Source organism: Streptomyces hygroscopicus subsp. hygroscopicus (assembly GCF_001553455.1).
Classification (GTDB): domain Bacteria; phylum Actinomycetota; class Actinomycetes; order Streptomycetales; family Streptomycetaceae; genus Streptomyces; species Streptomyces hygroscopicus.
This window is the reverse complement of record NZ_BBOX01000475.1, coordinates 1-13,181: the sequence shown is the minus strand read 5'-3', so window position 1 is coordinate 13,181 and position 13,181 is coordinate 1. Positions and strand designations below refer to the sequence as shown.

Annotated in this window: 14 protein-coding genes; 2 read left to right on the top strand and 12 right to left on the bottom strand. The window is 73.1% G+C overall.

Going from position 1 to position 13,181, the window contains the following annotated elements; all coding sequences use genetic code 11:
- From AXW62_RS36465 to AXW62_RS36455, 3 genes are all read right to left on the bottom strand, one after another.
- On the bottom strand, window positions 1-1,731 hold a 1,731-nt coding region (locus tag AXW62_RS36465), incomplete at its 3' end, for a chromosome segregation SMC family protein (protein WP_159061035.1).
- Window positions 1,732-1,970: 239 nt separating this feature from the next.
- A complete protein-coding gene (locus AXW62_RS36460; RefSeq protein WP_030834170.1) occupies window positions 1,971-2,177 on the bottom strand; it encodes a hypothetical protein in 207 nt (68 codons plus the stop codon).
- 373 nt (window positions 2,178-2,550) lie between these two features.
- Window positions 2,551-2,832, bottom strand: a complete 282-nt coding sequence (locus tag AXW62_RS36455; protein ID WP_030834167.1) for an acylphosphatase — start codon at window positions 2,830-2,832, stop codon at window positions 2,551-2,553.
- A 189-nt stretch (window positions 2,833-3,021) separates the two neighbouring features.
- Here AXW62_RS36455 and AXW62_RS36450 point away from each other — a divergent pair, with 189 nt between their 5' ends.
- Together AXW62_RS36450 and AXW62_RS36445 are read left to right on the top strand one after the other, a co-directional pair.
- Complete coding sequence (locus tag AXW62_RS36450) at window positions 3,022-3,945, top strand: CAP domain-containing protein (RefSeq protein WP_060948182.1); 924 nt, start codon at window positions 3,022-3,024, stop codon at window positions 3,943-3,945.
- 183 nt (window positions 3,946-4,128) lie between these two features.
- Window positions 4,129-4,602, top strand: coding sequence for a winged helix-turn-helix transcriptional regulator (locus AXW62_RS36445; protein ID WP_060948181.1), 474 nt, complete (start codon window positions 4,129-4,131; stop codon window positions 4,600-4,602).
- Here the strand turns inward: AXW62_RS36445 and mutM are convergent.
- From mutM to AXW62_RS36400, 9 genes are all read right to left on the bottom strand, one after another.
- Window positions 4,518-5,450 carry a bifunctional DNA-formamidopyrimidine glycosylase/DNA-(apurinic or apyrimidinic site) lyase gene (gene mutM / locus AXW62_RS36440; RefSeq protein WP_060948180.1) on the bottom strand — a complete coding sequence of 311 codons (933 nt, stop codon included), beginning with the start codon at window positions 5,448-5,450 and terminating at the stop codon, window positions 4,518-4,520. The genes AXW62_RS36445 and mutM overlap by 85 nt on opposite strands.
- Before the next feature lie 125 nt (window positions 5,451-5,575).
- Window positions 5,576-6,412 carry a ribonuclease III gene (gene rnc, locus AXW62_RS36435; protein ID WP_060948179.1) on the bottom strand — a complete coding sequence of 279 codons (837 nt, stop codon included), beginning with the start codon at window positions 6,410-6,412 and terminating at the stop codon, window positions 5,576-5,578.
- 19 nt (window positions 6,413-6,431) lie between these two features.
- Window positions 6,432-6,605, bottom strand: coding sequence for a 50S ribosomal protein L32 (rpmF, locus tag AXW62_RS36430; RefSeq protein WP_009714764.1), 174 nt, complete (start codon window positions 6,603-6,605; stop codon window positions 6,432-6,434).
- 2 nt (window positions 6,606-6,607) lie between these two features.
- Complete coding sequence (locus AXW62_RS36425) at window positions 6,608-7,198, bottom strand: YceD family protein (RefSeq protein ID WP_060948178.1); 591 nt, start codon at window positions 7,196-7,198, stop codon at window positions 6,608-6,610.
- A 200-nt stretch (window positions 7,199-7,398) separates the two neighbouring features.
- On the bottom strand, window positions 7,399-8,505 hold the full coding sequence (locus AXW62_RS36420; protein WP_060948177.1) for a F0F1 ATP synthase subunit B: 1,107 nt from the start codon (window positions 8,503-8,505) through the stop codon (window positions 7,399-7,401).
- A 110-nt stretch (window positions 8,506-8,615) separates the two neighbouring features.
- On the bottom strand, window positions 8,616-9,125 hold the full coding sequence (gene coaD / locus AXW62_RS36415; RefSeq protein ID WP_079106152.1) for a pantetheine-phosphate adenylyltransferase: 510 nt from the start codon (window positions 9,123-9,125) through the stop codon (window positions 8,616-8,618).
- On the bottom strand, window positions 9,122-9,709 hold the full coding sequence (gene rsmD / locus AXW62_RS36410; RefSeq protein ID WP_060948175.1) for a 16S rRNA (guanine(966)-N(2))-methyltransferase RsmD: 588 nt from the start codon (window positions 9,707-9,709) through the stop codon (window positions 9,122-9,124). Before rsmD ends, coaD begins: the two co-directional genes overlap by 4 nt.
- 141 nt (window positions 9,710-9,850) lie before the next feature.
- The gene (gene recG, locus AXW62_RS36405; RefSeq protein WP_060948183.1) at window positions 9,851-12,064 is read right to left on the bottom strand and encodes an ATP-dependent DNA helicase RecG; all 2,214 of its coding nucleotides are present in this window, start codon (window positions 12,062-12,064) and stop codon (window positions 9,851-9,853) included.
- Between the two features lie 116 nt (window positions 12,065-12,180).
- Window positions 12,181-13,181: fatty acid kinase subunit FakA-related protein (locus AXW62_RS36400; RefSeq protein ID WP_502688791.1), on the bottom strand; the 1,001-nt coding region annotated here is incomplete at its 5' end.

Below are 13,181 nucleotides of genomic sequence, written 5' to 3'. Positions count from 1 at the left end.
GTGGTCTTCGGCGTGCGCGGTCAGGAGGAGGGCGGCGCGCCCGGCGTCGTCGGTGCGCAGGAGGCGGATCGCCTCGGCCGCCGCACGGGGGCCGGTGACGGCGATCGCGTCGGCGGCGGCGCCCAGGGCCGCGGCGACCGGCACCTCGAACCCCGGGGTGACGGTGAGGAGTTCGGCGGCGGGGCCCAGGAGCCCACCGAGGCGGTCGGCGGCGGCCAGCAGTGCGCCCGTGCCGTCCTTACGGCGCAGTCCGAGGGCGAGGGCGTCATGGCGGGCGGAGGTCGCGGCACGCTCGCGTTCGGCGGCCGTCGCGGCCTCGCGGGCCGCGCTCAGCGCGGCCTCCGCCTCGGCCAGCTCGCGTTTCGCGGTCTCGTGGCGCTCCGCCAGTTCCGCGTCGTCCGCGTCGAGTCCGTCGACCTCCGCCTTGAGCTGCTCGTACTCCTCCTGCGCCGCGACCGCCCGGGTCTGTGCCTCGTCGCGGGACGCGGCCAGCCGTTCGATCTCGGCGCGGGCCGAACCGGCCCGGCCGCGGGCCGCGTTCACCTGCCCCTGGAGCCGGGCGAGCCCTTCCCGGCGGTCGGCGATGGCGCGGGTCACGTCCTTGAGCCGGCGCTCCTCCTCCGCCAGGCTCCGCTCGAGCTCGGCGCGGTGCGCCACGGTGTCCTCCAGCGCCCGGCTCGCCGCCTCCAGGGCGGCCTCCAGCTCGGCCTCCTGCTCCCGGATGCGGGCCGCCTCGCGCTCCATGTCCTCCGGGTCGCGGCCGCGCCGCTCCTCCCCGGGCGCGGAGGTGGCGCTGGTGACCCGGGCGTCCGCCAGGCTGATCGTGCCGCGCACCCGCTCGGCGAGCTGCGAAAGCTCGTACCAGGTCTGCTGGGCGTCCCGGAGCCGGGGCGCGAGCCGCCGCACCTGTTCCTCCAGCGCCGCCTCGCGCTGCTGTGCGCCGCGCAGCGCGGCCTCCGCGGTCTCCTTGCGCCGCTTGAGCTCGGCCTCGTCGGCGATCTCGGCGCGCAGCGCCTCCCGCAGGGTCACCAGGTCGTCGGCGAGCAGGCGCAGCCGGGCGTCGCGCAGATCGGCCTGGATGACGGCGGCCCGCCGGGCCACCGCGGCCTGCCGGCCGAGCGGCTTGAGCTGGCGGCGCAGCTCGTCGGTGAGGTCCTGGACGCGGGCGAGGTTGGCCTGCATGGCGTCCAGCTTCCGCAGCGCCTTCTCCTTGCGCTTGCGGTGCTTGAGGACGCCCGCGGCCTCCTCGATGAAGGCGCGGCGGCCGGTCGGGTCGGCGTGCAGCACCCCGTCCAGCTGGCCCTGCCCGACGATGACGTGCATCTCGCGGCCGATACCGGAGTCGGAGAGCAGCTCCTGGATGTCCAGCAGCCGGCAGGTGTCCCCGTTGATCTGGTACTCACTGCCGCCGTTGCGGAACATGATCCGTGTGATGGTGACTTCGGCGTAGTCGATGGGCAGCGCGCCGTCGGCGTTGTCGATCGTGAGCGAGACCTCGGCGCGGCCGAGCGGGGGACGGCCGGTGGTCCCGGCGAAGATGACGTCCTCCATCTTCCCGCCGCGCAGGGACTTGGCACCCTGTTCGCCCATGACCCAGGAAAGGGCGTCCACGACATTGGACTTGCCCGAGCCGTTGGGACCGACGACGCAGGTGATACCCGGCTCGAACCGGAGCGTCGTGGCGGAGGCGAAGGATTTGAAGCCTCGCAGGGTCAGGCTCTTGAGATGCACGCCTTTGGACTCTACCCGCCGCCCTTCCCCCGGCACCGTTCCGCGAGGGCGGCGCCGCGCATCCGTCCCGGCTTTTTCTCGGTTTCAGCAATGATCGGTTTCACCGCTGGGAGAGGGGGGCACATCAGTCGGTAAGGGTGAGCCGGAGGCACATCGGGGATACGACGAAGGGACGCCGAGGCGTCCCTTGAAGATTCTCAAGCGGCTGACGGTGCAGCCCGACCGGCCCTGGGGCCGGGTCAGGCGAGCGCAGGCTCCGCCTGGGATACGTCGATGCTTTCGAGCAGCGAGTCGCCGTGCCGAGCGGCGGCGGACAGTGCGTCGTTCTCGGCCTGGATCCGGATAAGCTCGGATTCAAGATCCTGAACGCGCTGCTGAAGCCGTCGCATCTCGGCGAGGACTCGGGGATCGGAGCCGCCGACGTAACCGAGAAGCGCCTTTGCCATGATGGATGGTCCTCCACAATGAGTGACCGACCGAAGCGGTGTGGGTCGTGAGGGATTTGCACCCGCGATGCTTGCCGAAATTACTACCGTGCTGCGCGGCAAACAGTTAAGGTGCGCGGGGCTTCCAGCGTCTCACCAATTGGTTTGAGGGTCAACACGATCACACGCCGACGGGGCCGCAGGGGTCGAGAGCACACCGGCGGCGGACTGCGCCACCCCTCTCCAGAGGACCCGTGGCGGTCGGGGGATCTTCCGTGACTCCGCAGCCTTCCACGGAGCGGCGCCGTTGGCAACCATCAGCCGATTTCCGCTCACCGTGCGCAGGGAAGGCGTGGTCAGCGAGGCGCCGCGGAGGGCGCCTCCGGCGAGTTGATCAACGGATCTCGAAGGTGTCATAACCCCCTCGCGGCGTGTCCCAGATCTCGGTGATTCCTTCCACGCGCCCGGGCGTGTCGCCGTCCCGGAGCCAGGCGAGCAGTTGCTCGCATTCCGCGCGGGGGCCCTCCGCCACCACGTGCACCCGCCCGTCGGCGAGATTGGAAGCGAAGCCGACGAGGCCCCCGATGCGCAGCGCGTTGGCCCGGGTGTGCCAGCGGAAGCCGACGCCCTGGACGCGGCCCCGGACCCACACGGTGAGGCGGACTCTCTCCTTCATACGCGCACGCTAACCCCCGCGCGAGCAGCCGCCCAACCGTCGAATTGCCCACTGGGCACGCGCGTTGGGGCCCGGATGGCGTACAGTCCCGGCTCAACGAGCCTCACCCACACGAGTGATACATGACTCGTACACACGAGTAACACATTTCGAGTGACCTTGACGCCGAGTTCACAAGGAAGGCAGGAGATGGGCCGCCATCGACGATCTGCCCTCGGTACCGCGGCGGACCCGGCCGCCGCCGGCCGCCACCGGGGACCGCACCGGAGCCCCCTCGCTCCGGTCCGGACCGGACTGTTGGGCGTGTCCGCCGCTGTCGCGGTCGGCGCCGTGGCGATGGCCTCCGGACTGACTCCGGGAGGCGGCTACAAACCGGGCGGGGGCAACGACTCGGCCGGGCAGGTGCAGGCGGGCGGCCCCCCGGACTCGGGCCTGGAGACCCAGGGCTCGCAGTCGGCGGCCCCCACCGGCCGCGGCTCGACACCGGCCGACCGTGGGGACGACCGCCCCCACGCGCCCTCGACAATGCCCTCCAAGCCCTCCCACACGCCCTCCACGCCCTCCGGAACACCCTCCGCCACCCCCGGGCAGCCGGGGTCCTCCGGCTCCTCGGGGAACGGCCGGCCCGGCGGAAACGGTGAGGGCGGCTCGACGGGCGGCGGACCGGGGAAGCCGTCCCGTACGCCCGTGACGGAGCCGACCGCGCCCGCGCCCCCGGCGGCGTCGGCCGGCCCGGAGACCGCCTCGGAGGCCGAGGTCCTCAGCCTCGTCAACCAGGAGCGCGAGAAGGTCGGCTGTGCCCCGGTGACGGCCGATCCCAAACTCGCCCAGCTGGCGGAGGACTTCAGCCAGGACATGTCCCTACGCCAGTTCTTCGACCACATCGACCCCGACGGCGACAGCCCCTGGGACCGCGCCGAGAGCGCGGGCATCCTGGACCTGGGCGGGGAGAACATCGCCCGCGGCCAGTCGGACGCGCAGGCCGTCATGGACTCCTGGATGCACAGTTCCGGCCACCGCGCCAACATCCTCAACTGCTCGTTCAAGCGGATGGGCGTCGGCGCGCACTTCGGCGACGGCGGCCCCTGGTGGACGCAGGACTTCGGCTACTGAGCCGCTGTCCCGGGCCCCGCGTGGGACCGGCCGCGTGCGGGGCCCGGGACGTACGCGCCCGCCCCGGGCCGGGCGCGCCGCCTGACCGCCACGCACCCCGGGCCGGGCACGCGCCGGATGACCGCGCTCACTGCCCGAAAGCGCCGCCCTGGAGTCAGCGCTGAGTGCGCGTATGGTGTTTTCATGGACAGTGAACGCACTGGCGACATGTCTTCCCCGGCGGACGCGGAGGACCTGGCCTTCGACGTGTTCGCCCGCGCCTGCCCCTCGCGCGGCACGCTGGAGCATGTCACCGGCAAATGGGGCGGCCTCATCCTGAGCGCGCTCCACGAGGGCAGCTTCCGCTTCAACGAGCTGCGGCGGCGGGTCGACGGCGTCAGCGAGAAGATGCTGTCCCAGACGCTGCACGCGCTGGAGCGCGACGGTCTGGTGCACCGCGAGGCCCAGCCGACCAACCCGCCGCGGGTGGACTACCGGCTGACCCCGCTGGGCGCGGCGGTCGCCGAGCGGCTGCTGGCCCTGATCGATCTGGTCGAGGACCGGATGCCCGAGGTGCTCACGGCCCGGGAGCGTTACGACGCGGCGCGCGCCGAGAGCGGTGGGACGGCCGGGCGGGACGCCGGAGGGGTCGCGGTGGCCGGGCGCGGCGGGCGCTGACAGCGCGGGCAGAAGTAGCTGGAGCGGTTCATCCAGGGGCGGCGGCGCACCGCGGTGCCGCAGCGGCGGCACGGCTCGTTCTCCCGGCCGTAGGCGTCCAGGGAGCGCTCGAAGTACCCCGACTCGCCGTTCACATTGACGTAGAGGCTGTCGAAGCTGGTGCCGCCGACGGCCAGCGCCGCGGTCATCACCTCGCGCACATGGCCGAGGAGTTCGGCGCTGCGCGGGCGGGTGAGGGTCGCCGTCGGCCGGTCGTAGTGCAGCCGGGAGCGCCACAGCGCCTCGTCGGCGTAGATGTTGCCGACCCCGCTGATCAGCGACTGGTCCAGCAGGGCGCGCTTGATCGTGGTGCGGCGCCGGCGCAGCGCGGTGTGGAAGGCCGCCTCGTCGAAGGCGGGGTCCAGCGGATCGCGGGCGATGTGCGCGATGGCGTCCGGCAGTCCCTCCGGGTCGCCGGGGACGGTGTCGTGCAGCGAGAGCCCGCCGAAGGTGCGCTGGTCGACGAAGCGCAGCTCGGTGCCGGCGTCGTCGGCGAAGCGGACTCGGATGCGCAGATGCTTCTCGTCGGGGGCCCCGGCCGGCTGGACCAGCAGCTGCCCGCTCATGCCGAGGTGGGCCAGGACCGACTCGGCGGCGGTGTCGTCGTCGAACGGCAGCCACAGGTACTTGCCGCGGCGGCGGGCGGTCCCGGTGCGGCGGCCCCGGAGGCGGGCCGCGAAGTCCTCCGCGCCGCCGAGGTGGCGGCGGACCGCACGGGGGTGCAGCACCTGGACGTCGGCGACGGTACGGCCGCTGACCCAGCGCTCCAGTCCGCGGCGGACCACCTCGACCTCGGGCAGCTCGGGCAACGGGGGCCTCCTCGGCCTCGAGCCCTCACCGCCCCCGGGCGGAACGGCCGGGCGGGCCGTCCGCCGCGGGGGCGGGGAGAGGCGTTACGTACGGGACGGTATGGAGAGAGGGGTCGGAAGGGCGGTCAGCGTGGAGTGGAGGCCGTGTCGGCGGCGGCTCCGCCGTCGGCCGCCGCGGGGGCGGTCCCGGCGTCGGCCGCCTTGGCCTTCGCCTGGGCCTCGTCGGCTGCCGCGCGGATCGCGCGCCAGGCGGCCTCGGCCGCCTGCTGCTCGGCTTCCTTCTTGCTGCGGCCGGTGCCGGTGCCGTACGCGACACCACCGACGCGGGCAGCAGCCGTGAAGGTCTTCTCGTGGTCCGGACCGGTCTCGGAGACCAGGTACTCCGGGACCCCGAGGCCCTCCGTGGCGGTCAGCTCCTGGAGGCTGGTCTTCCAGTCCAGGCCGGCGCCGAGGTTCGAGGACTTCTCGATCAGCGGGTCGAAGAGCCGGTGCACCAGCTCCGCGGCGGCGTCGAGCCCCCGGTCGAGATAGACCGCTCCGATCACCGCTTCCAGGGTGTCGGCGAGGATGGAAGCCTTGTCCCTGCCCCCGGTGCCCTCTTCGCCCCGGCCCAGCCGGATGAAGGCGCCGAGGTCGAGGCCGCGGCCCACTTCCGCGAGAGCCCGCGAGTTGACCACCGCGGCCCGCAGCTTGGCCAGCTGGCCCTCGGGCAGGTCGGGGTGGATGCGGTACAGCGTGTCGGTGACCACCAGGCCGAGCACCGAGTCCCCGAGGAACTCCAGCCGCTCGTTGGTGGGCAGCCCGCCGTTCTCGTACGCGAAGGAGCGGTGGGTCAGCGCACGCACCAGAAGGGCGGACTCGAGCTGGTACCCGAGCCGCCCTTCCAGGATCGTGTGGGACGAGGCCGTGTCCGCCTGGGACGCTTCACCGCGCTTGCGCGGGGGCGTAGTGGCGTCTGACATGAAGCCTGTCACCCGCCGATCAGACCTCGAGGACCTGGCGGCGGTTGTAGGTGCCGCAGCTCGGGCACGCGATGTGCTGCTGCTTCGGCTCGTGGCAGCGCTCGCACGCCACCAGGGTGGGGACCGCAGCCTTCCACTGCGACCGGCGGTGGCGCGTGTTGCTGCGCGACATCTTCCGCTTCGGAACAGCCACGGCTACTTCTCCTGTGAGTCATCCCCGCGCTTGCGGGGTGCGTTGTCCTTCTCGCCGTCCCTCATGGCCTCGGCGAGTCCCTGCAGAGTCGCCCAACGGATGTCGGCGACCTCATGGTGGTGGTCCGGGTCGTCCGCGAGCCGCGCGCCGCATTCGGCGCACAGCCCCGGGCAGTCCTCCCGGCACACCGGCTGCAGCGGCAGTGCGAGCACCACCGCGTCGCGCAGCACGGGCTCGAGGTCGAACAGGTCGGCCTCGAGGAAGAGCATGTCCTCCTCCTCGGCGTCGTCGCCGGTGTCCGCGTCGCGGCTCCGGTCGTCGGCGTCGGGGTAGGAGTACATCTCCTGGAAATCCACTTCGAGCTCTCGCTCCAGCGGCTCCAGACACCTTACGCACTCCCCCGTCAGCGGCGCACGGGCGGTGCCTGTGACAAGCACCCCTTCCATGACCGACTCCAGGCGGAGGTCCAGCTCGACGGTCACGCCCTCCCGCACCCCGATGACCTCGATGCCGAGGTCCTTGGGCGCCGCCACGGAACGGGAGACCCTTTTGAGCGCACCGGGACGACGGCCCAGCTCGCGCGTGTCGAACACGAGGGGGGCGCGGTGGTCGAGGCGGGCGTTCAGGGCTTCCTGCTTTCTACGCTGCGGCGGACCGCCCGATCACCTGCTACGAAACGGGCAGCCGAGATCGCGGACGTACGCGCGACCGAAGAGCCAGGATACTGGACGGGCCGCTGAAGACCCAATCGCCCGGTGGGGACGGGGTTCCCGCGGCCTGGTGCGGACGGGGTCTAACGGCCCTGCTCGTACTGGCGGAGCTGATCGAGGTCGATCATGCTCGTGTCGAACAGGCTGGTCTCGTCGAGCGCGCCCCCGCCCGGCTGCTGCGCCGCATGGTGCTGCTGCTGCGACTGCTCAGGGTGCTGGTGGTGCTGTTGCTGCTGGGGAATGTGGGCGTAGCCCGCGTTCGGGTCGTAGCCCTGGGCCTGCTGCTGCCAGGCGTAGGCGTCCTGCTGGTAGCCGCTCTGGGCGGCGTAGGGGTCGTGCTGCGGTGCGTAGCCCTGCTGCTGGTAGCCGTACGCGTCCTGCTGCTGATAGCCCGCGGTGGCGGCGTAGTACGCGGCGTCGGCGGCGGCCCGGTCGGGCGGGGCGACCGGCTGGGCGACGGCCGCCTGGGACTGGGCGAGGTCCGCCAGGTAGTCGTCGTCGGTGGTCCGCAGGGCCGTGCCGGCCTCGTCCTGGGCCGCCATATGGGCGCCGAGCTCGTCGATGGGCCGGGCGCCGAGCAGCTTCTGGCGGCCCCGGCCGACCGCCTCCAGGGTTTTGGCGAGGACCGCCGAGACGGCCCCGAGCTTGGTGTCCACGTACTCGTCGGCGCGCTGCCGCAGGGTCGCCGGGTCGGCGCTGCGCTCCGGCCCCTCCTCGGGCTGTCCGGGGCCGTCCTCGGCGCCGGGGGCGTGGCCGAGCAGCTTCTCCCGGCCGCGGTCGACCGAGCCGATGGTCTTGGTGAGTACGACCTCGAAGTTGGCCAGCTTGCTGTCGACGTAGTCGTCGGCCTCGGCGCGGATCTCCTCGGCCTCCCGGCGGGCCTCGGCGAGGATCCGGTCGGCCTCCTCCTGGGACTTCCGCACCAGCTCGGTGTCCGAGATCAGCGAGGTCCGCTGGGCGTGCGCGGACTCGATGATCCGCTCGGCCTCCCGGCGGGCCTCCTCGACCATCTGGTCCCGGCCGCCGAGCAGCTCCTGGGCGTGGGCCAGGGAGTCCGGCAGCGCCGCGCGCACCTCTTCGAGCATGGCGAGCAGCTCGGCGCGGTTGACCACGCAGGAGGCCGACATGGGCATGGACCGGGCGCCGCCGACGGTGGCGACGATCTCGTCGAGCTTCTTCTGCACGTCCACTGTGGGTGCTCGCAGACTCTCTGGATGCGGATGGGAAGGAAGGAGAACGAACGGGACGACTGTACGGCCAGCGGGCCCCTCCCCGACAGCCGCTGACGCCCCGTCAGCCGCTACTTCCTGCGGAGCCGCTCGGAGAGGGCCTCCAGGACCACCGGGGGCACCAGGTGGGAGACGTCGCCGCCCCAGGCCGCGACCTCCTTCACCAGGCTGGAGGACAGGAAGCTGTAGGTGGGGTTGGTGGGCACGAACAGCGTCTCCACCCCGGAGAGGCCGTTGTTCATCTGGGCCATCTGCAGCTCGTAGTCGAAGTCGCTGACGGCCCGCAGCCCCTTGACGATCGCGGGGATGTCCCGCTGCTTGCAGAAGTCGACGAGGAGTCCGTGGAAGGCCTCCACCTGAACGTTTCCGTACTCCTCGGTGGTCCTGCGGAGGAGATCCATCCGCTCCTCCACCGTGAACAGGCCCTGCTTGGACTTGTTGATCATCACGGCGACGTGCACGACGTCATAGAGCTTGGAGGCACGGGCGATGATGTCGAGGTGTCCATTGGTGACGGGGTCGAACGACCCCGGACAGACTGCGCGGCGCAACGGAAGTTCCTCGCTCTCGGGTCCGGTCATGACGCGTTCTCGCACGTCGAGGCGGCGCGACCGTACCAAAGCGTGCCCTCGCCGTAACGGCGGGCCCGCAGCCCCTGGAACCCGGCCGGCCATCCGAACTCCCCACCTCGTGTGCTGCGCTCAACGGTGGCCAGAGCTTCCGGCGCGAGCCACCCCTTCCCCAGGAGTGTGAGCAGGATCTCCCGGAGCGCGCCGTCGGTGACCGCATAGGGCGGGTCCAGGAAAACGACGTCGTACGGGCCGGTGGCGGGCACCTGTCCGGCGATGGTCTGCTCGGCCCTGCCGGTGCGCAGCTCCGCGCCGGGCAGACCGAGCGCCCGGACGTTCTGACGGATCGTCCGGGCCGCCCTCGGGTCGGACTCGACCAGCAGCGCATGGGCGGCGCCGCGGGACAGCGCCTCCAGGCCGACGGCGCCGGAGCCGCCGTACAGGTCGAGGACGCGGGCGCCCGCCAGCGAGCCCCGCAGCGACTCCCAGGTCGAGAACAGGCCCTCACGCGCCCGGTCGGAGGTGGGCCGGGTGCCGTTTCCCGGCGGCACGGCCAGGCGGCGGCCGCCGGCCGCTCCGGCGATCACGCGGGTCATGGGTGGTGGCAGTCCTTCACGGTGGTCGGGGCAGCGGCGGGCCGGGTCCGTCCGGACACCGGCCGCCGCACCTCCACGATATGGCGTCCGGCGGCGGGCGGTGGCCGCGCGCTTCCCGCGCGGGCCGGCCGGACGCGGGGCTCAGCCCTTGTCCAGGAACTCCGCGCGCTCCTTGTCCAGCAGGGCGTCCAGCGCGGTGCGCAGCTCCGGGTAGCCGGCCAGCTCCGGGTCGGCGGTGACGACCGCGGTCGCCTCCTCCCGGGCCGCCGCGATGACCTCCTCGTCGTCGATGACGGCGAGCACCCGCAGCGAGGAGCGGACCCCGGACTGGGCCTGGCCCAGCACATCGCCCTCCCGGCGCTGCTCCAGGTCGATCCGGGACAGCTCGAAACCGTCGAGCGTGGCCGCGACCGCGCCCAGCCGGGCACGGGCGGGGCTGCCCTCGGGCATCTCGGTCACCAGCAGGCACAGCCCGGCGGCCGAGCCCCGGCCGACGCGGCCGCGCAGCTGGTGCAGCTGGGAGACGCCGAACCGGTCCGCGTCCATGATCACCATGACGGTGGCGTTGGGGACGTTGACCCCGACCTCGATGACGGTGGTGGCCACCAGGACGTCCACCTCGCCCGCGGCGAAGCGGCGCATCACCTCGTCCTTGGCCTCGGGCTGCATCCGCCCGTGCAGCACCTCGACCCGCAGATCGCGCAGCGGGCCCTTGGTGAGCTGCTCGGCGACGTCGACGACGGCCAGCGGCGGCCGCTTCTCGGCCTCGTCCTCGGCGGACGGACGGGCCGCGCCCCTGGCCCCGTCCCCCTCGTCACCGATGTCGTCCCCGATCCGCGGGCACACCACGTACGCCTGGTGGCCGGCGGCCACCTCCTCGCGCACCCGCTCCCAGGCGCGGGCCAGGAAGTGCGGCTTGTCCTTGGCGGGCACCACATGGGAGGCGATCGGGGAGCGGCCCGAGGGCAACTGGTCCAGGACGGAGGTCTCCAGGTCGCCGAAGACGGTCATGGCGACGGTGCGCGGGATCGGGGTGGCCGTCATCACCAGCAGGTGCGGGGGCTGCTTGCCCTTGGAGCGCAGCGCGTCGCGCTGCTCGACCCCGAAGCGGTGCTGCTCGTCGACGACCACCAGCCCCAGGTCGTGGAACTGGACCTTGTCCTCGATCAGGGCGTGGGTGCCGATCACGATGCCGGCCTCGCCGGTGACCAGGTCGAGCAGCGCCTGGCGGCGGGCCGCGGCGCCCATGGAGCCGGTGAGCAGCACCACCTTGGTGCCCTGCTCCGCACCTCCGGGCAGGCCGCCCTCCTGGCGGCCGCCACCGCCCTCCTGGGCGGGCGCGTCGCGCCACAGCCCCCAGCCGGCCAGCTCGCCCATCATCTCGGTGATCGAACGGTGGTGCTGCTGGGCGAGCACCTCGGTGGGCGCGAGCATCGCCGCCTGTCCCCCGGCGTCCACCACGCCGAGCATCGCGCGCAGCGCGACCATGGTCTTCCCGGAGCCGACCTCGCCCTGGAGCAGCCGGTGCATGGGGTGCTCGGTGGCCAGGTCGGCGAAGATCTCCTCGCTGACCCGGCGCTGCCCCTCGGTGAGGGTGAAGGGCAGCCGGGCGTCGAAGGCGGCCAGCAGCCCGTCCGGGGCGGGCTTGCGGGGCACCGCGGGCAGCTGGGCGTCGGCCCGCCGCCGCCGGGCGAGCGCCACCTGCAGGACGAACGCCTCGTCCCACTTCAGGCGGCCCCGGGCCATCGCGATATCGGCCTTGGTGCGCGGTCGGTGGATCTTGCGCAGCGCCTCGGGGAGCGTGGCCAGCCCCCGGCCCTCACGGAGGCTCTCCGGCAGCGGGTCGACCAGCCCGGCCAGCGCGGTCTCCTCATGGCCGGCCGGGCCCAGCACGGTGTCGACGGCCTGCTGGATCTGCCAGGACTCCATCTGCTTGCACGCCGGGTACAGCGGCAGCAGCTGATGGGCGAACGCCTCGACGGCCTCCGCGCCGCTCTCCGCGCCCAGCGTCTTGTACTCCGGGTGGGCCAGCTGCCGCTTGCGGTTGAAGACCGAGACCTTCCCGGCGAACATCGCGCGGGTGCCGGGCTGGAGCTCCGTCCGGGGCTTGTGGACGCCCTTGCCGAAGAAGACCAGCTGGAGACGGCCGCTGCCGTCGGTGATGGTGACCTCCAGCCGCCGTCCCCGGCCGCCGTTGAACGTGTGCACCCGGGCGTCGGCCACCTGCGCCACGACGGTCACATGCTCGTCCAGGGGCAGATCGGACAGCCGGGTCAGCTCACCGCGCTCCGCGTACCGCCTCGGGTAGTGGTGCAGCAGATCGCCGACGGTGTGCAGGTCGAGATGGTCGGCCATCACCTTCGCGGTGTTGCCGCCCAGGATCTTCTTCAGGGGTTCATCCAGCACGGGCACCCGTCCATTGCACACCACGGGGCTGACAAGCGGGGTGATCCGGCGGCCGGCCGCCGGGCTCATTCGATGCCTATGATCAGCGGCGCGGTGGGCTGACCGCCCTGGTAGACGACCGTGTCGACGGCGAAGTGCCCCTCCCGCACATGCCGCTCCAGCCGTTCGGCGACCTCGTCCGGGAGGCCCGCGCCGAGCACCAGCGTGACCATCTCGCCGCCCGACGCCAGCATCCGGTCCAGCACCGCCTCGGCGGTCGCGGCCAGCTCCGAGCCGATCAGCGCCACATCGCCGTCGATCATGCCCAGGACGTCCCCGGCCTGGCACACCCCGGCCATGGTCCAGGACTGGCGTTCGGCCACGGCCAGTTCCGCGTAGCGGGTGGCGCCGGCGGCCGAGGTCATGGCGACCACGTCCTCGTCGAAGCTGCGGCCGGGCTCGTGGACGGCGAGCGCGGCGATGCCCTGGACGGCGGAACGGGTGGGGATCACCGCGGCCCGTACGCCCTCGGCACGGGCCTGCGCCGCCGCCGCGGCGGCCGTGTGGTGCAGTTCGGTGTCGTTCGGCAGCAGCACGACCTCCCGGGCCGCGGTCCGGCGGACCGCGTCGACCAGCTCACCGCTGGCGGGCGGCTCTCCGGGGCGGGTGGCGACCGCGGTCGCGCCCGCCTCGGCGCACAGCACGGCGAGGCCGTCGCCGGGGACGACGGCGACCACGGCGCGGGTCGCGCGCTCGGCGCGCGGGCCACCGGTGGGGTCCTGGGCGCCCGGCTGATCCGGCAGGACGGCGGCCGGGCCCGGCCGGTCCGGAGCGCCGGCGCCCGCCTTACGGGCGGCGGCGCCGAAGTGGGTGATCCGGACGCGGTACGGGCGGCCCGCCTGGATGCCCGCCTCCACGGCCGCCCCCGCGTCGTCCACGTGCACGTGGACGTTCCACAGGCCGTCGCCGCCGACGACCACCAGGGAGTCGCCGAGGGCGTCCAGCCGCTCCCTCAGGGCGGTCACGGCCGTGTCGTCGGCCTCCAGGAGGTAGATCACCTCGAAGGCGGGGCCGCCGTCCGGGGCGC

Bases quoted from the DNA above. Each gene is read 5' to 3' on its own strand.
- AXW62_RS36460 (WP_030834170.1), bottom strand. From the start codon at position 2,177: ATGGCAAAGGCGCTTCTCGGTTACGTCGGCGGCTCCGATCCCCGAGTC.
- AXW62_RS36455 (WP_030834167.1), bottom strand. From the start codon at position 2,832: ATGAAGGAGAGAGTCCGCCTCACCGTGTGGGTCCGGGGCCGCGTCCAG.
- AXW62_RS36450 (WP_060948182.1), top strand. From the start codon at position 3,022: ATGGGCCGCCATCGACGATCTGCCCTCGGTACCGCGGCGGACCCGGCC.
- AXW62_RS36445 (WP_060948181.1), top strand. From the start codon at position 4,129: ATGGACAGTGAACGCACTGGCGACATGTCTTCCCCGGCGGACGCGGAG.
- rnc (WP_060948179.1), bottom strand. From the start codon at position 6,412: ATGTCAGACGCCACTACGCCCCCGCGCAAGCGCGGTGAAGCGTCCCAG.
- coaD (WP_079106152.1), bottom strand. From the start codon at position 9,125: ATGACCGGACCCGAGAGCGAGGAACTTCCGTTGCGCCGCGCAGTCTGT.
- rsmD (WP_060948175.1), bottom strand. From the start codon at position 9,709: ATGACCCGCGTGATCGCCGGAGCGGCCGGCGGCCGCCGCCTGGCCGTG.
- recG (WP_060948183.1), bottom strand. From the start codon at position 12,064: ATGGCCGACCATCTCGACCTGCACACCGTCGGCGATCTGCTGCACCAC.